The sequence below is a fragment of the Alteromonas sp. MmMcT2-5 genome (genome assembly GCF_022348315.1).
Taxonomy (GTDB): Bacteria; Pseudomonadota; Gammaproteobacteria; order Enterobacterales; family Alteromonadaceae; genus Alteromonas; species Alteromonas macleodii.
This window is the reverse complement of the sequence record NZ_JAKRFB010000059.1, coordinates 1-24569: the sequence shown is the minus strand read 5'-3', so window position 1 is coordinate 24569 and position 24569 is coordinate 1. Positions and strand designations below refer to the sequence as shown.

General features: G+C 46.3%; 17 protein-coding genes and 3 pseudogenes. 8 read left to right on the top strand and 12 right to left on the bottom strand.

Going from position 1 to position 24569, the window contains the following annotated elements:
* Positions 1–718, bottom strand: a 718-nt coding sequence (locus tag MHN09_RS18280) for a reverse transcriptase domain-containing protein (RefSeq protein WP_275446585.1), incomplete at its 3' end; no start/stop codon positions are given.
* Positions 719–1220: 502 nt separating this feature from the next.
* On the opposite strand from MHN09_RS18280, the pseudogene MHN09_RS18275 reads away from it, so the two are divergent.
* The 3 pseudogenes from MHN09_RS18275 to MHN09_RS18265 form a co-directional block, all read left to right on the top strand.
* A pseudogene (locus MHN09_RS18275) lies at positions 1221–1769 on the top strand (IS66 family transposase); the annotation flags it as partial.
* Between the two features lie 836 nt (positions 1770–2605).
* Positions 2606–3224 (top strand): annotated as a pseudogene (locus tag MHN09_RS18270) (DDE-type integrase/transposase/recombinase); the annotation flags it as partial.
* 13 nt (positions 3225–3237) lie between these two features.
* Positions 3238–3441 (top strand): annotated as a pseudogene (locus MHN09_RS18265) (IS256 family transposase); the annotation flags it as partial.
* Positions 3442–3447: 6 nt separating this feature from the next.
* On the opposite strand, the gene MHN09_RS18260 reads toward MHN09_RS18265, so the two are convergent.
* On the bottom strand, positions 3448–3822 hold the full coding sequence (locus tag MHN09_RS18260; RefSeq protein WP_239220275.1) for a hypothetical protein: 375 nt from the start codon (positions 3820–3822) through the stop codon (positions 3448–3450).
* A gap of 50 nt (positions 3823–3872) precedes the next feature.
* Between MHN09_RS18260 and MHN09_RS18255 the strand changes: the two genes are divergently transcribed.
* Entirely contained in the window at positions 3873–4412 is a 540-nt protein-coding gene (locus tag MHN09_RS18255) for an alpha/beta hydrolase (RefSeq protein WP_239220274.1), read from the top strand.
* A gap of 47 nt (positions 4413–4459) precedes the next feature.
* Entirely contained in the window at positions 4460–4621 is a 162-nt protein-coding gene (locus tag MHN09_RS18250; protein ID WP_239220273.1) for a hypothetical protein, read from the top strand.
* 451 nt (positions 4622–5072) lie between these two features.
* Here MHN09_RS18250 and MHN09_RS18245 read toward each other — a convergent pair whose 3' ends face one another.
* The 6 genes from MHN09_RS18245 to MHN09_RS18220 all read right to left on the bottom strand — a co-directional run bounded on the left by MHN09_RS18245 (position 5073) and on the right by MHN09_RS18220 (position 14696).
* Positions 5073–7121, bottom strand: coding sequence for a TonB-dependent receptor (locus tag MHN09_RS18245; RefSeq protein WP_239220272.1), 2049 nt, complete (start codon positions 7119–7121; stop codon positions 5073–5075).
* A gap of 121 nt (positions 7122–7242) precedes the next feature.
* Entirely contained in the window at positions 7243–8391 is a 1149-nt protein-coding gene (locus tag MHN09_RS18240) for an alpha-hydroxy acid oxidase (protein WP_156077897.1), read from the bottom strand.
* Between the two features lie 22 nt (positions 8392–8413).
* Positions 8414–11734 carry an FG-GAP-like repeat-containing protein gene (locus MHN09_RS18235; protein WP_239241664.1) on the bottom strand — a complete coding sequence of 1107 codons (3321 nt, stop codon included), beginning with the start codon at positions 11732–11734 and terminating at the stop codon, positions 8414–8416.
* A 19-nt stretch (positions 11735–11753) separates the two neighbouring features.
* On the bottom strand, positions 11754–12215 hold the full coding sequence (locus MHN09_RS18230) for a hypothetical protein (protein ID WP_069945400.1): 462 nt from the start codon (positions 12213–12215) through the stop codon (positions 11754–11756).
* A gap of 12 nt (positions 12216–12227) precedes the next feature.
* Complete coding sequence (locus MHN09_RS18225) at positions 12228–12869, bottom strand: Rieske 2Fe-2S domain-containing protein (RefSeq protein WP_081334039.1); 642 nt, start codon at positions 12867–12869, stop codon at positions 12228–12230.
* 93 nt (positions 12870–12962) lie between these two features.
* The gene (locus MHN09_RS18220; RefSeq protein WP_239241665.1) at positions 12963–14696 is read right to left on the bottom strand and encodes a PQQ-dependent dehydrogenase, methanol/ethanol family; all 1734 of its coding nucleotides are present in this window, start codon (positions 14694–14696) and stop codon (positions 12963–12965) included.
* Positions 14697–15295: 599 nt separating this feature from the next.
* On the opposite strand from MHN09_RS18220, the gene MHN09_RS18215 reads away from it, so the two are divergent.
* Positions 15296–17290, top strand: coding sequence for a sigma-54-dependent Fis family transcriptional regulator (locus MHN09_RS18215; protein ID WP_231513036.1), 1995 nt, complete (start codon positions 15296–15298; stop codon positions 17288–17290).
* Between the two features lie 273 nt (positions 17291–17563).
* Positions 17564–18769 (top strand): hypothetical protein, encoded by a 1206-nt coding sequence (locus MHN09_RS18210; protein WP_069945397.1) that lies wholly within the window; start codon positions 17564–17566, stop codon positions 18767–18769.
* Positions 18770–19451: 682 nt separating this feature from the next.
* On the opposite strand, the gene aldA is transcribed toward MHN09_RS18210, so the two are convergent.
* Entirely contained in the window at positions 19452–20891 is a 1440-nt protein-coding gene (gene aldA, locus MHN09_RS18205) for an aldehyde dehydrogenase (protein WP_101566830.1), read from the bottom strand.
* 488 nt (positions 20892–21379) lie between these two features.
* Here aldA and MHN09_RS18200 point away from each other — a divergent pair, with 488 nt between their 5' ends.
* On the top strand, positions 21380–22015 hold the full coding sequence (locus tag MHN09_RS18200) for a hypothetical protein (RefSeq protein ID WP_239241663.1): 636 nt from the start codon (positions 21380–21382) through the stop codon (positions 22013–22015).
* A 138-nt stretch (positions 22016–22153) separates the two neighbouring features.
* Here the strand turns inward: MHN09_RS18200 and MHN09_RS18195 are convergent, their stop codons facing one another.
* The 3 genes from MHN09_RS18195 to MHN09_RS18185 all read right to left on the bottom strand — a co-directional run bounded on the left by MHN09_RS18195 (position 22154) and on the right by MHN09_RS18185 (position 24173).
* Positions 22154–22465 (bottom strand): hypothetical protein, encoded by a 312-nt coding sequence (locus MHN09_RS18195; protein WP_069945393.1) that lies wholly within the window; start codon positions 22463–22465, stop codon positions 22154–22156.
* A gap of 30 nt (positions 22466–22495) precedes the next feature.
* A complete protein-coding gene (locus MHN09_RS18190; RefSeq protein WP_069945392.1) occupies positions 22496–23791 on the bottom strand; it encodes a site-specific integrase in 1296 nt (431 codons plus the stop codon).
* 106 nt (positions 23792–23897) lie between these two features.
* Entirely contained in the window at positions 23898–24173 is a 276-nt protein-coding gene (locus MHN09_RS18185; RefSeq protein ID WP_101566822.1) for a hypothetical protein, read from the bottom strand.
* Positions 24174–24569 lie beyond the last annotated feature (396 nt).

Sequence of the window (24569 nt, the reverse complement as noted above, 5' to 3'; positions counted from 1 at the left end):
GAGGTTTAACCGTATTGGCAAACCATTCATCCAATACATAGTGCAAGTATATATTTGCTAGCAAAGGAGAAATAACACCGCCTTGTGGCGTCCCGATTACAGACTTCTTTAGTTTACTCCCATCCATCACACCGGCTTTTAACCATTTGTCTATCATTTTACGAATAACGCCATCCGTCACTCGTTGGTCTAAAAAGTTTCTCAACTGAGTATGTTCAATGGTATCGAAATACTGCTGTATATCCACGTCTAGTACCCACTTCCCCCCGTCATCCATGATGTGATTACGAAGACTTTGTAGCGCTTGGTGCGCAGAGTAGCCCGGTCGAAAACCAAATGAACAGTCATAGAACGTCTGTTCGTATATTGGCTCCAGTAGCATTACAACAGCACGTTGAACAAGCTTGTCTTCAAATGTGGGGATCCCAAGTGGACGCAGCTTGCCATCGCCCTTGGGAATAAACACGCGACGAATAGCAGGCGCTCGATAGCGTCCAGACTTGACTCGTTCAAGCAATGATTGCAGATTTGCATCCAAGTGCTGTTCATAGTCACGTGCTGTTTCACCATCTATGCCAACTGCGCCATCTTTACGTGTGAGCCGATACGCTTCATATAGCCACTCAATATCCAGCTGATGATTGAGTGATGTGAATACTAGTTTCGGTTTCTCTTTAGCCAATTTGGCTATCTGTTGTTGTTTCGTTGACACAATCATCGGTTTCTGAGCACCTTTATGTTTCCCATCAACAGTTAAAAAGTTATGGTGCGCCCTTTCCTCGTTAGGGTCCTCCTGAGCAGAGTTCCCCCAAGTCAACAGTACTATGGCGCACTAAGACTTCCAGCATCTACTACCTAATCACTTATGGATTCGCTTTTAAGCTCCTGAGCGTGCTTCATGTTCGCTCTGTCTGATTAGAAGCCGTTACCAGACAGCCCGGCTTTGTTAATAGCTAAAGCCAAACGCTTATTAATACTCAGGTCAATACTGGATCTCACAGGTTCCTGAGAATTCCATCCTGTACCTTTGCCCCGGCCATAGATCCCGGTCGGACAATACATCTCTTACCATTACGATATGTACTGTACTGACCCCATTCCCAACAAAATGAAGCCTCCAACGTGAACATGAGAGGGAGTTGAACCCTCTGGAATTCAACGAATAATTTTGGTTACAGCATAGTTACCTCCTTTATTCTCAGGCTTAGCCTGTCGCAAGCTGGGCCCATGCACGTCGTAAGTTTATGGAAGCAAAGAAAGGCGCGGGTAAAGAAGGCAGCGGCAAAGCAGACTGGGCTCTGAATCACATCCAAAAACTCTATCGTATCGAAACTCAATTAAAAGATAAAACGGTGGAGGTGCGCTACCTTACCAGACAAAAAAAGAGCCTGCCGTTGCTCAACCAGCTCCATACATGGCTAGAGAAATCAGTACACCAAGTGCTACCGAAAACCAAATTAGGTGAAGCGATACAATACTGCTTGAACCAATGGGAAAAGCTTGTACGCTACACACTCGATGGATTACTGAATATCGATAACAATCGCGCTGAGCGCGCGATTAAACCGTTCGTGATAGGCCGAAAAAATTGGCTGTTTAGCCAAACCGCCACAGGCGCAAACGCCAGTGCGGTGCTCTACAGTATTATCGAAACCGCAAAGGCCAACGACCTCAATGTGTTCGAGTATGTGATGTCTTGCCTTGATGAGTTCAGCAAGCCAGCGCCGAACATCGAGCAACTACTACCATGGCACTTTGCTAAGCGCTAGGTGGGATTAGCGGACGTTTACAATAGAAGGATGCTCATTATCATTACTTATGTTTTTTCACCTAACTACATTTTTCATCTTGTACATACCAAAGTACGCTGGGACGCAAAAATGTCACTTGGGACACAAACGTGTCACTAAACCAATAAGAGTACGGCTAACACGCATGCTTTGTCTGGTGGGAGGCCAAATCATGGTGTCAACATAATTGGTGAGCAACTACCATCATTTCACCATTTTTATCAAGAAGGTTATAAATAACCTACCTAGCTTACTAATCATGAGTAAAAGGTGTTAAAAGTCATGAGCTTAATGGTAGAGGGTGTAAAATAAAAGATTTATATCGAAAATGAAAATTTTTGAAACGAGGAGTTGTGAAGGCTTTTTTAGTGAGAAGAAGGTTATATATAACCTACCAATACACTTAAAGCCTCAAAAAAAGCAATAGATACAGCAACTTAATTCATATTTTATAGAATAAATAAAAATTATAATTTTACTAAAAAATAGTGTTAAGCAAATCAATAAAATTAAAATAGCGAGCACTAAAAATAATTAATCTATATTAATCAGTGGTTTGGGTTCGATTAGCTTTGAAGGAACGAAATTAGAAATGACAACTCAAAATATATTTTTTATTGTTCGGTAGGTTATTAAATTATTACATACTACTTTCCTAAGAAATGTTCGGAAAAAAAAGGCCTAATTTCACCATGCTCAGAGTTGACGTAAGCCCAAAGAGTAACCAAATAACTATACCAAAGTATTCTTTGGTGGAACTTGTCTCTGATATTACCTACAGACGGACATAAGGAGACAGGCTGCTTCTGAAAGTTGTCATTGATGCTATCAATGCGGTTTTGGACAAGTCGCCATGAGCAGGCTTCTGGAAGTGTTTTGGCTGAATGCGTTTCAAAGGCTTTCCCTTCAGCCACAAGCGCGTCTATCGCGTTTACTGCCAGATGGGATTGAACCTGAGGGGCAGAACTAAATGGGTACTGCCCAAGCGAATAGCCCAGCCATTAGAAGTGCAGGATCAGGCAAACCATCAATGGGCGTTCGACTTTATGCACGACACGTTATATTGCGGTAAACGGTTCCGAACACTGAATGTAGTGGATGAAGGCACGCGAGAGTGCCTCGCTATTGAAGTTGATACGTCTTTGCCCGCTGGTCGTGTCGTACGCGTGTTAGAACAGCTTAAGTCTGAGCGAGGATTACCAACTCAGCTATGTGTGGATAATGACCCAGAGCTAATTTCGGCGACGCTGACGGATTGGTGTGAATCTAATAATATTGAACTGGTATATATTCAGCCAGGTAAACCGCAGCAAAATGGCTTGGTTCTGGCGACTGGATTATAACGAAGAAAGAACACATGAAAGTCTGGGTAACCTGCCTCCGGCAGCTTACCGAGAAAAGCTAGAAAACTCTAATTCAGCCCTGTCTCATTAATGGGGAAGTAGACAACGCCATTGAACCGTTATACAGCGTTATCCACGAAGTCATTAAGAAGCGGAAGATCTTCCGCAGTGATGGTTTTGTAAGAAAAATGGCGTACTTAAAAATAAAAGATGCCAGCAAAAAATGGTCGATGCCGATTCGAAACTGGCGTAAGGCGATGAGTCGTTTTATTATTGAATCCGAGGAACGCCTCAAACTCAATAACTAATGGAAGTTACACAGAATCTGTTACAGGCTCTGCTCTACTGATAAGTATTTCTTCACGAAGTTCACTACAAAACCTATAAGTAATTTTATTATCTTCTAAATTGAATTTAGTGAGTAGAGGCATCACGACCCACTCTTCAACTCCTTGAGAATTAATGATATCGCATTGCACCGCAGTTGTTCCGAGGTTAAACAGTAATTCTTCAATCAATTTACGGCTCTTTATCTCCAAATCAACTGCTTCCTCTAATTGAGACATCGTTATTGTAAATTTTATTTCTTGTCCTCTAGTCTTTTCTAGATAGTTTTCTATTGATTTTTTTTCAGTACTCTCTACAGCTGCCAGCATTTCATCTCTTGCGTTTCGCACCAGTGTATTCAAAATTTTGCACTCCACCTGGTTATGAAAAAAGTAAACGTTACCCTGCTATAGTGGTAGCGCACCCAAATGGTGGTGTAAAAGAACAAGTAGCAGGCTTGTATGCTCAACGTCTAGCGGAGCTAGGCTATATCACAATAGCAGCTGATGCTGCGTATCAAGGTGGCTCTGGCGGTGAACCGCGCTATATCGACATCCCACCTAACAGAATCAACGACATTCATGGTATGGCAGACTTCATTAGTGAGTTTAATGGCGTAGATGCAAACAGATTAGGTGTGCTCGGTATTTGTGGAGGCGGTGGCTATTCACTTGCGGCAGCACAAACAGATAAACGCTTTCAGTCAGTAGCGACCTTATCTATGTTCAATTCTGGACGGGTTCGCCGTAATGGATATATCGATTCACAGCTTGATACCATACAGCAGCGGTTGAGTGAAGCAACAGAAGCTAAAAGGCTCGAAGTTGAAAATGGTAATGTGGAATATGTAGGTGGCCAGAGTCTAACTAGAGAACAAACCGCAAAGTTGCCCTTTGAACTATATCGAGAAGGTCTTGAGTATTATGGTTTTACTCATAATCACCCAAAATAAATCAGCCTTTATTAATGATTGCAGGGAGCGAAGCAGATTCCCTTTATATGTCAGAAAATGCTTTTGAGCACGCTGTTAATGCTAAGGAAAAGGAGTTGTACTTGATTGATGGCGCTAGCCATATTGAGACGTACTGGAAATCTGAATACGTTAGTGAAGCTATAAATAAGCTCAATCAGTTTTATAAAGCAACACTGGATATGGAATAGTAAATCAAATAGCGAAAAGGTAATTTGTTTACCATGGGACAATTTTATTTCTTTTCTATGTTTTGAGTATGTGGGTAGCAAGCGCATAAGAGTAATAAGGTTAATTGGTACCCATTCTCGCAATGTCTAATACTGTTTAGTATTAGACATTGCTTTTATTAAATTCTTTCCGTGAGGTGTGTATGCTGCTACAACACTATAGATTACAAAACAATCAAGATGGTCATTCATTCCTGCAATGTGTTTCGATCTGAATGATATTTTTTCGCAACGCTCATCGCGTTTACAGTATAATTGCTGGTTAAGCTCTATAAGTCGGAGGTCACTTATGTGCAAAGCTCTGCAGCATTTAGAAATGGTTAACGTTTCTAAGAAGTCTGCCGCAGGTTTCGCGCGCAATTTACTCCACGCTTACCTCACCGTGTAATAGCGTTGCGCAGGTTTTATGCAGTTAAAATTGGGCAGTCAGGCCGAAGTAAAAGCTGCGACCCGGGGCGGGCTCGAAATAACCCCGACTGCTTACTTCCCGGTCGGCATTGGCGTTTACTCTGACATTCGAAAAATACATCTTATCGAACAGATTACGCACACCGGCCTGAATTCGCAAAGTAGAATTAATATCATAGCCAACCCGGCCGGTCACCAGCCAATACTGTGCTATTTCCGTTGTATTGCTGTTTTCTGCATAGTAGTTACCACTGAATGTACCTTCCAGTTCCACTCGCCATGCATTTTGTTGCCAGTTGAGCTGATTAATCCATTGAATTTGGGGTAAGCCTGGCATCCGGTTGCCATCCAGGTTGTCGCCGCTGAGTGCGGCAAAGTCACCAAACTCATAGCGGGCCAGTGTCAGCGCGCTACGCCATTGCCAGTGTTGGTTAAGTTGCCACTGAAGGGCCGTTTCAAGGCCATGGCGGTTGGTCTTGCCGGCATTTTCATAAAATGCCCGACCGTCAATCTCGTAGGCAATGAGTTCGTCGGTAACGCGGATTGAAAACAGCGCTACATCATAACTTAAATCGTTGTACTGGCCGCGCCAACCGAGCTCAAGACTCACGGTATCCTGGGGTTTTAAGATGGGATTGAAGCCGCTGCCCTGCGGGTTGGCAAACTCGGTAAAGGTAGGTGACTCGTAGGCTGAAGCGACATTGGCGTACCATTGGTGTTGCGTGCCTGGCCGATAGCTTATACCAATGTTGCCATTCCATTGGTGATAGTGGCGCTCGCCTGAGCCTACCGCACTAAGGCCGAGCCGGTCGTTTATCGACATTGCAAGATCATCATAACGCACGCCGGTGGTCAGGGTGAGGGTGTCAAAGAGCAACCAGTCGACAATGGCAAATACGCCAACTGAAGTGGCTTGCTGCAATTCATCTGCGGTTTGCTGCGTGACAACTTTATCCGGAGTGACTCTAAATCGGGTGCGGTCGTCTTCCTGACGGCGGATTTCTGCGCCTGCGGTATACCTTACTGGCCAGCCAGCGTTCTGCCAGTCCTGAGAAAGCTCAATACTGCCGCCATAAAACCAACGGTCGTACCTAATCAGACTGCTGCCAGGAAAGGGTAGCTGCTGGGTAAAGTTGCGGTGAGTAGCAAAGGTATTGGCAGACCAACTGCCATATAAGATGTCCTCATCGTGGTAAACCAGTCCGATGGTTTGCTGTGCCACTTGCTGCCCGCTGTTTAGCCTGCTGGCCATAAAGGTAGCCTGGCGTCGATCTGAAGCCACTTGCGCGACAGTAAGGCCTCCCGGATCCTGTGCTTCAGGCATATCCATCAGCGAGGTGATTATCGTAAAGCTTTTAGTGTCACTGAGGTCCCAGCGCAGTTTACCGCGCAGGGTACTTTTCTTTACCTGACTTTGCTCCCGGTAGCCGGCAAAGTTAAGGTGGCTTATGCTGATAACCGCGTCGATGTCGTTCTCGCGGGTACCAGCCTGCAGGTTTACTTTATAAAAATCATGGCTGCCGACATTCAGACTGGCATTAACTCCTTGCAGGCTATCGCCGGTCACAGTGGTGATATCAATTGCGCCGCCAGCACCATTACCGTACTGCACTGCTGCTGCGCCCCGGATAACCTGTAATTGTTCAACGCTGTTTAAATCAATATCATCCACCTGGGTTTGGCCGTCAGGCAATGTGTAAGGGATGTCATCAACCTGCAATTGCAAGCCGCGCACACCAAACGGAGCGCGCGAACCGAAACCGCGGATGGATATCCGCAGGTTCTGAGCAAAGTTGTAGCGATTCTGAAAATATACGCCAGGCACAAACTTAAGCGCTTCGTTTAATTGCAGTGCTTCCTGCAGTTGCAGTTCCTGCCGGGCATCGAGTAGCGAAACTGCCGCCGGGGTAGCAAAGAGATCCCGTGATAATCTCGTTGAAGTCACCTTTACTACTTCAATATCTTCAGCTGCTGGTGGTCCCGCTGATGGTGTTACTGCTGCAGCAAGCAGAGGCGGGCTCATGAGAAGTATGGTTAATGTTAGTGAGGTCATTAGGTGATGCTGAGTCATATTGGCCTTGCTGATTCAGTCGTTAGTTGTCGATGTGTCGCGAACAGGTGAGTTCATGAAGTCATCGCTTTATAGGGGTTATTTCCGTTTTGCGGGCAGGGGATCAGGGACGAAAGCGAACATGTTCCCGTTGCAGGTCCTTTATGCTGCTGCAGCCCATGAGTCGCATGTCGCGTTCAATTTCAGCCTGCATGAGCTTAAGGACCCGCTCCACACCTGGTTGTCCGGCCGCCGCCAGTGCATACAGGTACATCCGCCCAATTCCCACCGCTTTTGCGCCCAGCGCCAGTGCTTTGAGTACATGTGAGCCACGCTGCACGCCGCTGTCAAAAAGAACGTCGATATCATTGCCTACTGCGTCGACAATTTCGGCCAGTTGATCAAAAGAGCTGCGTGAGCCGTCAAGTTGGCGCCCGCCGTGATTAGAAATCACGATACCGGTGCAGCCAATGTCTACTGCACGCCTGGCATCTTCAACGCTCATAATGCCTTTTAAACAGAACTGACCATCCCAAAAATCAACCATGTCGGCCACATCCTGCCAGTTCATTGCCGGATCCAGCATATTGGTAAAATAATCACCGATAGAGCTGCTGCCGCCGTCCATGTCAATATGGGCCTGCAGTTGTGGTAGGGAGAATTTTTCGTGGAGCAGATAGTTGATGCCCCAGGCGGGTTTACTGGCAAATTCAACCATGCCGCCCAGGGTCAGACGAAAGGGTATCGAAAAGCCGGTACGTAAATCCCGCTCCCGATTGCCACCGGTGATTGAGTCTACCGTCAGCATCATAACTTGTATGCCACTGGCTTTCGCCCGTTCCATCATGGCCCGGTTAAGCTCGCGGTCTTTGTGAAAATAAAACTGATACACCTGGGGAATATCAAAATCCTGTGCAATTTTCTCCATCGACACGGTGCCCAGCGACGACACGCCGAACATAGTGCCAAACTTTTCGGCGGCGGCCGCAACTGCATATTCACCTCGGTGGTGATATAACCGTTGCAGGGCGGTAGGAGAGCAGTACACAGGTAATTCAAGTCGCTGACCCATCACCTCGATACTCAGATCAACATCTTTGACACCGCGAAGTACCCCGGGAATTAAATCACACTGATTAAAGGCTTCAGTGTTACGCCGCATGGTTACCTCGTCATCGGCACCACCGTCGATGTAATTGTAGATTGGGCCTGGCAGGCGTTTTCTCGCCAGGGTTCTGAAGTCCTGATAGTTGTAGCATTGGTTTAAGCGCATAGCGTGTTACTGCCTCTGTTCGTTACTGCGATTGGGGTGGGGGCGAAGGTGAGCGTTGCTCAATAGTTCCCCGATCGGCCTGGATGTATAAAAACTGGTTAGCCGGAATATTGTGAAACGTACTGACACTTCCTGTTTTGTCTGGCCATTCAATAGTAATGGTGTCGGCCTGGCTGGCGTCACCCAAACCAAAGTGCAGGGTTGACGGCGCACCGCTTAAAAATCCGCCGCCTGCGCGTACTTCCTGCAACTGGGTAGTGTTGCCGGTAGTCACATGCACTTTAGCGCCCAGTGCCCGGGTGTTTTGCGTACTATCGCGCAGGGTGATGGATAAGTAGTTGTTGCTGGCGTCATCGTTGTGACGATTGGCATACAGTACCGGTCGCTGTTCGTGGTTACTGACCACAATATCCACATCACCATCCCGGTCGTAGTCCATGCAGACCACGCCGCGGCCAGAAAAGGTATCGGTGATCCCCCACTGACGACTGCGTTCTGTGAATGTACCGTCCTGATTAGAAATAAAAAGCCGACTCGGGGTGTTCTCAAACTCAGCCATGGCTTGCTTCAGGCGACGATACGCCAGCGGGTTACCAAGATGGCGGCTGAGTTGTGGCGGCAGATCAAAGCCGTTAACGTGAAATAAATCCAACCAGCCATCGTTATTAAAGTCGGCAAAGCATGCGCCCCAAGCCCATAGCCCTTCGGCCACACCAGCCTGTGTTGTTGCATCCTCCAGCCGACCCTGGTGATTGTGGTACAGGCGGTTACCACTGACCCCCCAGCTACCTTCCGGCTTGCCGTTCGGGTCCCAGATACTGCTAACAAACCAATCCAGGTAGCCATCGTTATCATAGTCTGCAACGGCTGCCCCCATGCCATTCTGATCTGAAATCTCATGAGCGTGGGTCTCTCTAGCAAAAGTACCGTCGCGGAGGTTTTTATACACCTGGCTGGTTTCAAAATCTGCTGCAAACAACAAATCCAGCCAGCCATCATTATTGATGTCGGTAAAGTTAGCGGTAAATGTAAAGTCTGCATTGCCTACCAAATCTGTAAGGCCTGCCTCGGTATCCAGACCTTCAAACCAGATCCCCTCCGAGCTGCTTATGTTGCTCCACAGGTGGGTTGGCTGTTCGCCGCCCAGTCCGGGGCCGCGCCAATGGTTGGTCAGCATGTCTACGGTGCCATCTTTATTTACATCGGCAAAAGCAAAAGACCAACTGGTAAGCTGTATTTGTAATCCGATGTCAGCGGCAACATGCAACTTTTGTTGCGCATCGTTGAGGTATAACGTGGGAAGCTGGGAGTCTGGCAACTGCATCTTTTGACCGGTGATGGATGGCAGTTCGGGCTGTAGCAGATTAGAGGTGAATAAATCTAGATCGCCGTCGCCGTCAATATCTACCATGGCTGCACCGTTAGACAGTTCAACGCTGGTTAATCCCCACACTTTACTGACATCGCTAAAGGTGCCGTTTCGTTCATTTTTATACAGTACGTCCGCTGCCGCGTCTCCGGTTGCAAAAAATAGATCCGGCCAGCAGTCACCATCAATATCGCCGGCCGCCAGTCCACCGCTAAAGATCAGGCGTTGTGCCGAAGACAGGGTATAGTTCTCCCAATTGATGTGATGTTTGTGAGCTAACCCGGCACTCACAGCCACTTCATCAAAGCGTTTGGCGCTTTGATGGGGGCTATGGTGCTTGGCAAGAGACTGATGCGTCGGTGCAGAGCGGGAACAGCCAAATGCGTCATCGCTAAGCAACGCAGCAGGGAGTGCTGGCCCCGGGGTCTGATGAGGCAGACTGGTGTGAGTTGCCTCCAGGTGTATGGCTACAGGTTGAGGAGGAGGCATATGACCGCGAAATTCTGCTACGAGGCGGTGCTCGTCAGGGGCTGGTGCATTGCTATCAGGTACCCATTTCGCCATACAGGCTCTATCGGTAATACAAGGATCGGTAAGGCTGGCTAGAAAGGCCTTTAAATCGTCTATCTGCGTTACAGCTAGGGTCAGGCCGGCAGGCAGCAGGCTGCTGCCTGCTGCTTGCTCCCGGTTAAGCTGAGCCAGTGCATCCTGGGTGTGTTGTTTACTGTCGCTGAGCAACCCGGCTACGTGCTTCAATTGCGGGTTGTTAGCAAAACTAAAGTCAAACTGACTAACCGACTCATCCGGTGCCAAATGATGCGCAATGATGGCATCAAGATCCGTGAAAGCGCCAGCGTGAGTGTAGGGAGCGGTTGCCGTCACGTTTAGTAGTGAAGGAGTACGAAATCCATATCGGTCTTTGTCTTGTTGTGTTACGCCGCGGCGGCCAAAATCTTCCCCATTGGGTTGTTTACCACGTCCAATCTGCACCGCAGCAATATTATGAAATTTCTCATCTGTAAAAATTGGCGGCGTATGGCAGTTTATACAACCTGCACCGCCCTTATCCGTACTGGTTAAAAATAGCTTTGCGCCGCGCTTCTGACTGGCCGTCAGCGCGTTGGCTTTACCGTTAACATAGTCAAACCAGGGGGCATCCAGCAAGATTTGAGTAGACTGATAATAGGAGATAGCAGTTTCGATATTGGCAAATGTAATCAGCGAATTCGGGCTGCCAGTGGGTGAGGCGAAGGCCTGCCGAAAGAGCTGCAGCCACTGCTGCACATTTTCGCTTTGTTTGAGCCGTTCGATCAGTGCGTGGCGTACCCCTTCGTTAGTACTGTCGGCAGCAAAGGTATGGCCACGCATTTCATCGGTGGATATCACCGGAAAGCGCACCTGAGTGGCGAGTAAATCGCGTCCTGCAGAGCTATCGCCCTGCCACAAATTACTATCCGGTGTCCGGTGGCGCTGATCTTCACCATGGGAGCGTAAGGTAGGATCAAGCACAAAAATGCGCCCGTCATAAAACATCGAGCGGCTGTATAATGACGCGTTAAACGTGGTTTGAGAGTGTCTGGCAACATTGGGTGTCCCGTCAGCTTTTGGATCGGCCGAACGCTGCCAGTCATGCCAGCGTCCGGGTCCTACCCAATTGTCATTATACGGTGACTCGCCAACCGGCAGGCTGAGACTATCGCCCCCGGCAAGATATGGGTGATGGCAACTGGCGCAAGCAACATCCTGATTACCACTGAGTGATTTACTAAAGAACAGCTCCATGCCTAACCGAAACATTGGTGTTTCGGTTGATGGCGACACAGTATCAACCGTAAATGCATAAGAATCACTTAAGCTGTCTAACAGTTTGCTCAGAGCCTGCTCTTCATTGGCTTCCAACCGCGCATTGCCACTGGCGCTGACCAGCGTCAGCAGTGTTACTATATATATCTTACCGCGACCAATGAGCCCCATTACCTTTTCCTTTCTTGCCTTACTTAATAGCGCTAACTGCGCTGCAACTACTGCCGCGCAAAAACTGGTTATTCACCAGGCGAATTTCCAGGCCATCAGCAGACGGGCGGATGCGGTTTATCTTTACATCGCCCTGATAGAGCGTGCGGGTTTCGCCTTGTTCGCGACCAATATCTTTGCAGTTAGGGCTGTAATAAGCGGCATACTCAGTTTTTTCTGCCTGCTTTTTCTCGAACACGGTAACCACTCCGGTGCCACATTCCGCCATTGCGTAGATATCATCATCCTGTGCGTAAACCTGTACCGGCTTTGCTTCTTCGTCATTTATCCAGTGAATATGTTTATCTGGCGTGCGGACAAAAAAGCCACCCTGGCAACTCACGCCTGTCATTGGCTTAGCGGCACTGATTGCCTGGCTGCAAAACAACGTCATTAGCAGACCAGTGGTAACAGGAAGCATTAATTTATGTTTGTTGTTCATGGGGTCTCTCCGTTATCTGGGGGGCTTACCAAAGCCAATCCAACTATTAAAATTGCCTGCTACCACTATTTCGTCATTCTCAACTTTGAGCGGTAATGCGGGCAGGTTTCGTGGTGCCGGGCCAGACACCACAACTCCGCTGTCTTTGGGGTTAAACACAGACTGGTGGCACGGACACATGTAGTTTTCCTCGTCTGTCATCCAGCCGGTGACCGGGCAGCCAGCATGTGTACAGATGGCTGAATAAGCCACCACGCCACTGGCCGATAGTGCCTTGGTGTCATTGGAAAGCTTGCTCTCGGGGAGCTTTTGCAGCAGCACCTGGTTGTAGCGTGAGCCGTCGCGGACAATGTTATTCTGCGCGTCGTAGGGCAAAATGAGCTGTTGTTTGTCGAGTTCGGCCAAATCGGATAGTTTTATAATCTGGCCGCGTTTGCTTTTACTGAAATACGTCAGTCGGTCGCCGGGTTGTGGTGGCAGTCGCTCAGGTCGGTTCTGAGCAGCTGACAGCTTGCCGCTGACAGAGAGGTTGGCAATAGGAATGGCAAAGGCCAGGTACTTCAGCATGTCCCGACGAAAGCCATTATCTGGTCCATCATAATCCGCCTGGCAGCACCGGGATTTTCTGACATTGTCAGATGTACGATTTGTCATAGGATACCTTCTTACTACTTTATTGAATCTGTTTATGTACAACGAACCTGGAAGCCGGCGCCATTGCGCCGACTTTCGTCACCCCAAAGAGACTTAATCCGGCAGTGCAAAGACCCAGATTACCCCGCCCTCAGGGACATCTGCGATCCATTCACCAGATTCATCTTTGTCGGCCAGAACACTGTTGGTCCAGTGTGCGTCTACGCCATAGCCAGCGGTAATAGCGATATACTGCTTACCGTCAACTTCGTAGCTCACAGGGGGCGCAATGGCCGTTGAGTTAAGCGGGAATTCCCACAATACTTCGCCGCTTTCGGCGTCAAAGGCGCGTAGTATCCGGTCGTTAGTACCAGCACCAAACACAATGCCGCCTGCTGTTGATAGCACAGGGCCCCAGTTCATGGTTTTGCCAAAGTCGTGTTGCCAGACTTTTTCGCGGGAATTGATATTCCAGGCCTGAAGTTGACCTACACCCTTGTTAGGGTCATCAAGGTAAACATCGAGGTCGGGAATATCGATGCCAGCCCAGAATTGACCGGATGCAGGTTCAACATCATCCTGAAATTTGCCGAGGAATGAGTTACATACGTTGTCATTGGCCGGCACATAAACCATGCCGGTTTGCGGATTATAAGACTCGTAAGGCCAGTTTTTACCGCCCCACAGACTAGGGCAGTAATCCACCCGTTTACCCGTGACCGGAACATGATCATAGTCATAGGTAGGGCGACCGGTTTTTTTATTAAGCGACTTAAAGGCGTTATTTTTAACAAAGGGTTTGCCTTCAACATAACCTATTTCACCGTCGTCACTGCGCTCCAGCCAATACATGTAGCCATTACGCTGAGGTGAGACCAGGCCCTTAACCGTTTTGCCATTTTGTTTAAAATTAACCAGCATTGGTGCATTCATGGCGGCCCAGTCCCATGAATCATTGTAATGGTACTGGAAATGGCCTTTGATCTTGCCGTTGTCCGGGTCCATGGCAATCGATGAAGCCACATAAAGGTTATCCCCGGGGCGCTGATCACCGAGCCATGGTGAGCCGTTACCCACTCCCCAGTAAAGTATGTCGGCCTCTGGATCGTAGTTACCCGGCATCCACATGCTTCCGCCACCATATTTCCATGCGTCGGGGCGTTTTCCTTGCTTTTTCCAGGTTTCATGACCTGGCTCACCCGGACCTGGTACGCTGTATGTGCGCCATGCCTGTTCACAGGTTTCGGCGTCCATCGCTTCTAAAAAGCCCCGCACGCCATACTCGCCGCCAGACGGGCCGACCAGTATCTTACCTTTCACCGGAGTGGGCGCCGAGGTGATATAAGCACCGATACTCCAGTCACCAATCTGCGCCTGACAAATGCGTTCCCCGGTTTTGGCATCCAGCGCATTCAAAGTGCCATCAAGTCCGGCGACATAGACTTTGTCGTCCCATAAGGCAATGCCGCGGCTGGTGTTATGCATCACCGACAGATCATAAGGATTGTCATGCTTATAGCGCCAGTAAACCTGCCCGGTTTTGGCATTCAATGCGATCACGTGATTGTAGGGTGTTGATACAAACATGACGCCATTATTGATCTGGGCGGGAGCCTCATGGCCGGAGTCCAGGTTGGTGGAGTAGGTCCAGACAGGTGTGAGCTTTTTAACATTCTTTTTATTAATTTGCTGAAGTTCACTGAACATCCAGCCTTCGTAATTCCCTTTGGGTAGCAACCAATCTTTGGGGTTTGCTTCGTTTAACCGCTTTTGCGTGACAGGTTTGTAGTCTTTAATTTCTTTTGTTAGCTTGGTCAGACCGGCGGCTGATGCATAAGAGCTAACCATGATACCTGCTAACCCCAGACAGCAACTCAGGTAGCTCAGGTGTGGAGCACTAGTTTTTTTCATTTTTTACCTCTGAAAGTCGTTTTGTTCGAGCAGAATGCCTAAATCAATTAACATGCCAATAACATTTCCCGATGGTTATATTCTTAATTTGTTGATTTTTAAAAGGTTTATTGGGACGTGCTGTTTCGTTGAAAAAATTAAGTACAGAAAGTCGTTTGAGTGAAGAAACACCTGTCGCAGCGTTAATGCAACAATGAGACACTTTTCGGTTGCGGTTGGCAGAATCGCACTTACCAATATTTGCCGAGCCGTTTTGCCGTATTTTCCCTGCAGGGCTTTTAGCTACTAAGTAATAACAACTAAAAAATAATAAGTGATTGTATTTGTTTTATTTTTCTCTTTATTTGATGGTGGGGCGGCAAACGGATCCACATCAATGTGGCGGTAAATACAAGAAAAAATGCATATTTGAAAAAAATGTTACAAAAATTGCATCATTACGTTAATTTGATAAGGTGTTGAATAGTTGACCAGGGGAATTGCCTGATGCTGCTAGTACATTGCCTGCAATAAACTAAGAACGGAGTACGACGGTAATGATGAAACAAACTTCGCAATCTATGGACGTTAGTGGTGCTGAAACATTTATGTCGGCCGAATTTCAGCTTCGAAATATTCAGCCGACAGAACCGATTTCCCGCTCTTGGCAACGTAGCTTGCTAAAGCACGGCCTTGATCCGCATGCGACCAACGAGGTTGAAGTTTTATCGTCCTCAGAGATGCGATTGCAATTGCAGCAACAGGAAGACTACTTAAATATTGCCCGGCAGGGGCTAACTGGTTTATCGAAGCGAATTGCTGATGCAGGCTACTCGGTTGTGCTAACCGATGCTTCAGGGTTAACCCTGGCGACCAATCTACCTACTCGGGAAAAAGTCCGCAGCAAAGAGTCAGGATTACTTATCGGGGCACGATGGGCGGAGGATCAGGTAGGTACCAATGGTATTGGTACCTGTCTGGTTGAAAAAGAGTCGATTATTATTCACCGGGATGAGCACTTTTATCCCAGTCACAGAGACTTAAGTTGTTCCGTTACCCCTATATTTGATCCCATGGGGGAATTACGTGGCTGCCTGAACGCGTCATGTCTTGGCGCTGACAAAAACAGAAGCAGCCAGTTTATGACGCTGCAAATGGTCATGATGTACGGGCGAATGATTGAAAACAGTTATTTTCGCAAGACCTATCGGAATCAGATGACGTTGAATATTCGTCCGGCGGAAAGCTTTTTCGATTTGGCGCAGGAGCAGCTATTAGCGGTTAACGAAAGAGGCGTTATCACCGGGGCAAATCGTTCGTCATTTTTTGAATACTCGTCACTGCTGCCAACTGATCAACTGCTCCCAGGGAGCCGGTTACAAGATATCATTGGTATTTCTATCGATGAGTTACTCACCAAAACAAACGGTGGTAGCAATGTTATAAAGGTTTATTCGCCACTATTACTGGAAGAGATTGAACTGGCATTGCGGGTGCCTGGTTCCCGGTCGGTGGCGTCTGGATCGGTTCGGACTGCTGCTAAAGCAGCCTCTCCCTTAACTTCAGGAAAGCATCCTTCACTGAACGAATTAAGTGGTGAAGATCCACGGATGCAAAGAATCGCGCGACAAGTTCTGCAAGTTATTGATAAAGACATTCCAATATTAATTACCGGCGAGACCGGCACGGGTAAGGAAGCCTTTGCCAGGGCAATCCATGATGCCAGTTCGCGGGCCGGCCATGCCTTTATCGCATTAAATTGTGCTGCCATCCCTGAAACGTTGATAGAAAGTGAGCTATTTGGATATCGCAGTGGCAGTTTCACTGGCGCCAACAAAAATGGCATGAAGGGCAAGCTGGAACTGGCCAATGGAGGAACCCTGTTCTTAGATGAAATTGGCGATATGCCTGTGCAATTGCAAACACGCTTGCTACGTGTACTGGCAGAGCGAGAAACAATGCCATTAGGTGCCACCGAACCGACTGCGTTGGACTTGCAGGTTATTTCTGCCACCCACCAGGATCTGCGAGCGCGAATAGACCAAAAGGAGTTTCGGGAAGACTTTTACTACCGCCTCAATGGCATGGCGCTGAAACTGCCACCGCTAAGGGAGCGTACCGATAAATCAGCTATTATTGCCAATGTAGTAAGACGAGAGCTACAGCACCTGGGTGACTATCAAATAGATGAAAAGGCTCGCCAGGCGCTGGAAATGTATCACTGGCCTGGCAACATACGCCAGTTAATGAGCGTGTTGAAATATGCCGCTGCGGTGAGCGAAAACAATTTGATAACGCTTGATAGTTTGCCAGATGAGATTCTCGATCATCATTCGCTGGATGCGTTAGATACGGAGCAAGAGACTGGTGTTGTCAAAGAAAAGGCTTTGTCTAAGTATGCAGGCAGTCACGAAGGTCAGTTATTATTAGACACGTTAAAAAAACACCGGTGGAATATTACAACGGTGTCAGAAGAGCTCAATATTTGCCGTTCAACGGTCTACCGAAAAATGAAAAAATACAATATTGTTCAGCCCAACGATATTTACTAATAATCTGAGTTATATTATCTGAACCGTTAATTATCAATAGGTGATTAACGGTTTTTTATTGCCGTAATTAATTGTTGCACTATGCTGCATATAGCGTGCGACACTAGTTTAATTTTTAAGAACAGTTATTTTCCAATAAAGTTCGTATTGATTTAAAATTCCTTTTAAATTAATGGTTAAACTTAATTTTTACAATTTAATTACAATGGCATGTTCTTTGCCATCCCTTATTTGCGAATGAATGTTTAAATTCCAAACAGGGGACACAATAATATGCAGTTTAATAAAATAGTACTAGCCACTTCTGCCTTAGCGCTGACTTATTTTAGTCCGGCTTCTTTTGCGCAGGAAAAAAGCCGGATTCAGTTGTCTGGTGCGGTGATGCAAAGTTGGCAGGCAGGGATGGAAGTTGATGGCGCAGCAGCGGACCCGGGCAATGCTAACACTGACTCTGGCTTTCATCGTTTACGCTTTGCGTTAAATATCAATGCGCAGTTGACAGACAAGCTATCTGTTTTTGCCGAACTCGCCGAGGAGCCCAACGACTGGAATAACGGCAGCGCTGCTATCAGCCAGGATTTAGCGTGGATACAGTATCAGATTAATCAGGAAGTGGGTGTCAGGCTGGGAAATATGATCGCCACCACGCAGAACTTCCTGCGCTATTCTGATGGTGCGGCAGTGCAAAGTAACCCATTTGTTGGCAATAGTCTGGTAGACATGATCACAGCAGAAGAAGGTTTGTGGTTGTATGGGGTACATAAACTGGCAGGCGGCAGCAGTATTACCTGGGATGGTACGTTGTCGACACCGGACTTTTTCGCGGACTTTTCCGACGGACGAGGGTACAACTACGGCTTACGCGGAACCTATAATTTAAGCAATGGTTTATCGTTTGCAGCAGGTGTTTTTTCCACCAATCATGAGATGAGTGCTGTAGAAGGGAAGACCGCTGGCTCGTTGATTGCTGTGGGAGACGGCGATAACTATCAGTTTGCCAGTTCGGCACCGAATGCCAGAGTAACCCACCCGTTGATTGTGCCGGGCGTTGACGCCTTTATCTGGCAGGCTGATGTCCAGTACATGACCGATACAGTTATGTTCCATGCTTTGTACGGGAGTGCAAAAGACGATTATAGCTGGGAAAATGGCCAGGGGGCGTTTCAAACCAGTTATGTAGAGCAGGAATCTGAAATGAAGTTTTGGTCTGTAGAAGGGCGCTATATGATTAATTCAGAGTTTTATGTTGCAGCCCGTTACGCCGAATCAGATAACGAAAGCGTTGGTATTACCGGCAATAACACCGCAAGCCGTTTGCAGTTGGGCGGCGGCTGGTGGATGAATGATTTCACGTTATTCAAAGCTGAATATGTTAAGCAAGAAGAAGAAGAGTATTCCGGAGGCGGTACTGCTGCATTCGGAGCTGATGGTGGAGCAGAGTGGGACGGTATTATCGTAGAGGTCTCAGTGACGTTTTAATCTGTTCATTGTTTACTGAGTGTATAAAAAGCCGCAGCATCACACCTGCGGCTTTTTAATTTTAAATTCAGTTGTTGATAAATATAACGTGATTATTTCTGGCGTTGTTAACTGATAATCTAATACTATTTTGAGGGGGGGATGCCTGAGTCTTCTGAAAAAAATAATCAGCTTCTTCTACTGATGAGTAAATATCTATTGAATTGATTATTAAAAAGGCGTTTCCGTCAAATAATTTATGAGGTTTTTGCTCAGTAAAAAAAGTTATTGAATCTTCGATGGCTAATTTACATAACACTAGCTCAGCTTTTTTATTTCAAAATTAGCTGGAATTTTTGTGCTGAATACTTCAATTGTCTGCTGGTTAACTGAATTGGTATATGGGCAGTTTATTTCAAAAGTAGGTATGTGAATTCGGTTTAGTTTCTTTTTTAATCTTGTCATGATTAACTTTCACGTAAAATAGGCTATGGGTACCGCTGAAAACTTTTTATAAATGCTGAGGCTAACGCTGTTTGTAACAGTAAACTATAATATGAACTATGCGTTGTTAGTTTTCATTTTCCTTTTAGCTTCGTGATACAGAGGGCTGCAGCCCTAACAAAACTGCTAGTAATTGCCGTTTCGGCAAAAAGCGCACTGTATACCGCCACAATGCGCTTTGTTTATGGATTAATTAGACTTAGTTTTGCACATAGGCGACGTGGGTGCGGGTATATTCATAGAGCCCGTGTTTGCCGTCGGCACCGCCAATCCCGGACTTACGGGTACCGGCATGAAACCCTTGCATGGCTTCAAAGTTTTCACGATTAATGTAGGTTTCGCCATAGTCCAGTAAGTCAATTGCACGCATGGCCTGCCTGAGATCTCGGGTGTAAACCGAGGATGTCAGGCCGTATTCAGAGGCGTTGGCTAATTCAACGGCTTCCTCCAGGCTGGCTACTACTTGCACGGGCAATACCGGTCCAAAAATCTCTTTTTGCATGATCTCCATGTCTGAGTGGCACCCTGCAAGAACAGTAGGTTCGTAATGAAATCCCGGGCCGATATCTGCAACTTTACCGCCGGTGATGACTTGTGCACCCTCGCTTTTCGCCTTACTCACCATGGAGATGACTTTATCCAGACTGGCTTGGTTAATGAGAGGTCCCATTTCCAGATCGGACTGTTTCATTGGGTCACCATAGCGCGTCGCTGCCATCGCACTACTCAACTTTTCTATAAATTTATCGGCTACCGCAGTGTGCACATAAATTCGTTCTGCGCAGTTACACACCTGGCCTGTATTGATAACCCGGGATGCCTTAATTGCATTGACTGCCAGATCGAGGTCGGCATCTTCAAGCACTATTGCCGGCGCCTTTCCTCCAAGTTCAAGGTTGAGCTTGGTAACATTTGGCGCGGCGGCTGCCATAATCGCTGAGCCAGTAGCTACGCTGCCGGTAAAGCTGATCATATCGATTTGGCTGTTTGACGTTAGTGCTTGGCCTACTCCATATCCAGTGCCACAAACCACGTTAAAAACACCCGCGGGTAAATCAACTTCGTCGAGCAGTCGGGTAAATTCAAAGCAATTGTTTGGCGTTTCTTCACTAGGCTTTATGACGATGGTGTTGCCGGTGATCAGTGCTGGCGCCATTTTTCGTGCAATCAGAAAAAACGGAAAGTTCCAGGGCAGGATCCCGGCGACTACACCCAATGGTTTTCTGAACATAAAAATGTTTTCACCGGGCCTGTCGCTGGTGATGATTTCACCCTCAATTCGACGTGCCCAGCCAGCCATATAATCTAAGTAATCGGCGGTGAAATTTACTTCAACGGTTGCCAGACTGAGGACCTTACCTTGTTCTTTGGTAATTACTGCTGCCAGGTGTTCCGCGTTTTGTCGCAACTTATCGGCGATTTTGTGCAGATATTGTGCTCGTTCAATCGCGGGTTTCGCTGCCCAGGCTTTTTGTGCTTTCTTCGCTGCTGTTATGGCCGCTTCTACCTCCGACGTATCCGCATTGGGTACCCGGGAGAGTAGCTCACCGTTCGCGGGATTAGTGACCTCGATATAAGATGCTGAATGAGGTTGAAACTCACCATTAATATAATTTTGATATACAGGTATCTCAGACATACGCGATTCTCTTAATTTAATCATGAAAATATCGTGTGACACGCACTGCGGATCAAACTGCGCAGTGGTGTCGCTTCATGGTTACCTGAGCAATCGGCGCACCATTTTTTAGAGATATCGCTGATTGTCTTTATGTGTTTGAATAAATGTATTTTTTTCATATTTTCTGAATGTGGAGCATATTCAGGGCGCAGCGAAATCGAGCTGATTTGCATCAGCTGTAGCATCGCAATTGTCGCATTTCTTTTACAAATGAAGTCGCCTTACGCCAATGTGGCCTGCCGTTAAGCGTGCATAGGCTGCTATATATTTGTCTTTAATATTATGATTTTTATTAAATTATCAGTGTCGTTGGCGGTGTGCTCGGGCTGCTAATAACTGTAACGTCAGACTGGTATGTGAATTGCTGATTATTGTTACTTTAATGTGAATTGAGAAGGCTAAACATGATAAATACAAAATCAATCCGTTGGATCATGGTCGTTGTAGTGATGTTCTCATCAATTGCAGCGAGTGCTGAGGAACGCATTGTCTGGCAGCAGGGGGTAGATTACATAGCAGTCAAAGAACTACCAGGGGCAAGGAGTGACAAGCTATCGCCGACCATTCCTGAAGTAACCGTTAAACAGATGTTGGCAGGGTTGAAATATGAGGAAGAGGCGAACGTACCCGACTTACTTGGCTATGATCATGAGTCCGCCAGTGTATTTTCTGCCTCACTGGCCGAGCGTTTAGGACAAAAAGTGTATGCTCAATTAGTTCAGTTGTCGGCAGGCGAAGTCGTGACGTTTTCTGTCAGCGAAATCGCCCCCCAAATATTAGGACTGGGAGGTAAACCCGTAACGACTTCTGGAACGCTGTTTTATGCCAATGGCGCGTTGCAGCTAATTGTTGGCGAATTGCGGGTTAACTTCAAGAAGCGTTTTATTCGGGCGGGTTATCCAATTCAAAATGGACGTTACCCAACACTTGCTGAAATGGCGGCCTTTCGTTTGGACACGGGAAATCTTAACGAAATGTCAGGCGCAAAATGGAAATTGTTGCCGGGGGGCAAAGTGCAGCAACAGGTGCGATCTGATTGGATTAGTGTTGATGTCGCTGCAGGGTCGACAACATCAGTGTAAACAATTCGACGGTATCCGGCGTGTTCGGAGTATAAAGAACTATCGACACTATAGCCTAGACATAATGACAGCTGCATTCAAATCTGGTTACTCGTATACACAATAGGTATTGTGAAGATAACATGACATGAGTTGTCGTTAACATAAGTAAGTGAACTGGTCTTTGGTACTGAATTTCGGTATGAGGTATGTGGAAGGCCTTTCTATATATCGACACCAGTGCTCCAACTTTTCTGTTTGATGAGTGTCGGCGAAAACGACAGGATGCAAACCAAAGCCGTCTATTAGTGCTAAATGACTATAGTTACCTTCGTTTTTTCGGGCAAGGTTTGCAAGGTAAATACTCTTTTCCTGCGTCTTTTCCTGGCGCGATCCGGTAGCTAACCGATACTGCTTGAAGTCGCAGTAAGCTGCCCACTTCCACTGAATAACCACGTTCTGTGTTTTCATAGGATAAGTTAAGAATAATGGGTTTTGTGCTCAGAGCTTTCGTTGAGAACCTTTGCGTATTCTATCTCTGTGTGCAGGAGCTACATAAATTTCAACTGTAGTTTTTACACTGGCATGGCCAAGTTCTTCGGCTAACATAGTTTCGTTCAATTCATCTAATGCTTGAGTAGCTCCGGTATGCCTCAACCAATGCGATGATGCGCCGGCTATATCAAGCGCCTGTTGTTTCTTTCCACTCTTCATAAGAGTAGAAATAACCAAATCGAACGCTTCTTCAACAATATTATTGACACTGTCTTGCTTAAGCGGTTTACCAGTTTTCGTAGATGGGAGAATAGGAGTATCCTCATCGATTCTGGGTAGGGGGGCTAAGTCCATCGATTCACGGTATCTACCCAGCACATTTTCAATATACGAATCAGGCACCGTTACTACACGTTCTTTTTTTCCCTTGCCTACGACATGCAATACCCAGCCTTCATTACTAGGATCCGGTCGAAAATGATTGAACAAAGGGGTGTAATAGTCACGAGAGGATAATTCCGAAATTCTTAAGAATAATACTTTTAGGGATAACACTACAAACCTGTGAATTTCAAACTTTGGGTTTTCGTCAGCTGCGTCTGTAAGGCATTGTATAAATATATCCCAGACCTCATCATCAAACGTATGTGGTGGCTGATATATTTTTCCTTTAATCAGATATTTACAGTTTTTCTTAGCGTCAGCCAGATAGTTACGCATAACCAGTTCGGCATCGATTAACCATTTAAAAAAAATATTTAATGATGCATATGAATTTCGTAGTGACGTTTGGCTGAGTTTATAGGCATGTTTGATACTGGAAGCCTTTCCAGGTGCTATCAATGACTCGATTTTCCGATTTGCCTTAGGCGTGCGATGCACGAAAGGGCGCCATTCTGGATTGACAACACGAATATCTGAATTAGATCTGTATTTAAAGCGGCTCGATATTGTTGTATCAGCAATTAGATTTTTTGGTGGTGACCAAATCCAATCGATATACAACTTTATGTCTTCAAGTTTAATATCTAACACAGACTTTCCGCGTTCGTGCCAGCAAAACAAGGTAAACCTCTCTGCTTCGTTTCTGAACCGTGATTGAGTGCCTTTTGCATTGCTAAGGCCTGTTACCAAGAAATTGAGCAATTGCTTCAAATCGTTTTTTGCAGGAATGCCTTGTTGCTCAAATGAATCAATATACTCAGACAAAGTAGGGTACACCGATTTAAATTCTTGAGAGTCAAGAATATCTCGCTGTAACGCTTGAAGCTCGATGGTGTCAGTAATGGGATGATATTTCATTTGATCAGCATAACACTACATTCTGACATTTCCAAATCGTAATAACAGTTATTATTACGATTTCATTGAATGGCAACTTGAGATGTCATTTCATGGTTTTCCAGGTTTATAAGAAACGCTTTCTATCTTTGATATAAAACTTAATTGCCAGAATCCAGCAGGTAATCAGAGCGCCGAGAGCTAATTTATCATACCGTCTAAGAAATTTATCTCTGACAACATCTTCAATTCCTTTAAAAACTCCTTGTAGTTGAAAATTTTCCAAAGCATGGTGACCATAAGCGCTTATCAAGAAGAACAGGATAATCCCTAACAAGAACGCAAAAACACATCGCTTAGACATTAGAACAACATACAAAAATTCCACCATCCAATTTGGCATTTAACACAATCCTATAAGCAAATATTGCTTCTTACTTCTGGTAATTCACATTAAACGTCGCGTTGCGAATGTTCAAATAAAATTGTTTACGTTGAAACCTTTTTTGGTTATTTAGGGTGACGAATGTCATTTTGTAGATGATTAAATCAATATTTTACAAAGACTTGTGCAACTTTGACTAGATATAGCCCCCAAGAACGTCAACTTGCCATTGCATGGACGCATACGCTGTTCACTGGCCGTTATAGCTTCAAGAAAAGCAGCGGGAAAATTGATGTGGATGCGATGGCGAGGTTGTTGGGGTTCTAGGGATTTTCCCCTCTAAAAAGACATAATCCTCTGTAGACCACACCAATAAATGGCTGCGGAGGTGGGTTACTACTTATAAGTGTGGCA

Excerpts from the sequence above, each read along its gene's own strand:
- MHN09_RS18250 (WP_239220273.1), top strand. The coding sequence starts at position 4,460 with ATGTCAGAAAATGCTTTTGAGCACGCTGTTAATGCTAAGGAAAAGGAG.
- MHN09_RS18245 (WP_239220272.1), bottom strand. The coding sequence starts at position 7,121 with ATGACCTCACTAACATTAACCATACTTCTCATGAGCCCGCCTCTGCTT.
- MHN09_RS18240 (WP_156077897.1), bottom strand. The coding sequence starts at position 8,391 with ATGCGCTTAAACCAATGCTACAACTATCAGGACTTCAGAACCCTGGCG.
- MHN09_RS18235 (WP_239241664.1), bottom strand. The coding sequence starts at position 11,734 with ATGGGGCTCATTGGTCGCGGTAAGATATATATAGTAACACTGCTGACG.
- MHN09_RS18230 (WP_069945400.1), bottom strand. The coding sequence starts at position 12,215 with ATGAACAACAAACATAAATTAATGCTTCCTGTTACCACTGGTCTGCTA.
- MHN09_RS18225 (WP_081334039.1), bottom strand. The coding sequence starts at position 12,869 with ATGACAAATCGTACATCTGACAATGTCAGAAAATCCCGGTGCTGCCAG.
- MHN09_RS18220 (WP_239241665.1), bottom strand. The coding sequence starts at position 14,696 with ATGGTTAGCTCTTATGCATCAGCCGCCGGTCTGACCAAGCTAACAAAA.
- MHN09_RS18215 (WP_231513036.1), top strand. The coding sequence starts at position 15,296 with ATGATGAAACAAACTTCGCAATCTATGGACGTTAGTGGTGCTGAAACA.
- MHN09_RS18210 (WP_069945397.1), top strand. The coding sequence starts at position 17,564 with ATGCAGTTTAATAAAATAGTACTAGCCACTTCTGCCTTAGCGCTGACT.
- aldA (WP_101566830.1), bottom strand. The coding sequence starts at position 20,891 with ATGTCTGAGATACCTGTATATCAAAATTATATTAATGGTGAGTTTCAA.
- MHN09_RS18195 (WP_069945393.1), bottom strand. The coding sequence starts at position 22,465 with ATGAAAACACAGAACGTGGTTATTCAGTGGAAGTGGGCAGCTTACTGC.
- MHN09_RS18190 (WP_069945392.1), bottom strand. The coding sequence starts at position 23,791 with ATGAAATATCATCCCATTACTGACACCATCGAGCTTCAAGCGTTACAG.
- MHN09_RS18185 (WP_101566822.1), bottom strand. The coding sequence starts at position 24,173 with ATGCCAAATTGGATGGTGGAATTTTTGTATGTTGTTCTAATGTCTAAG.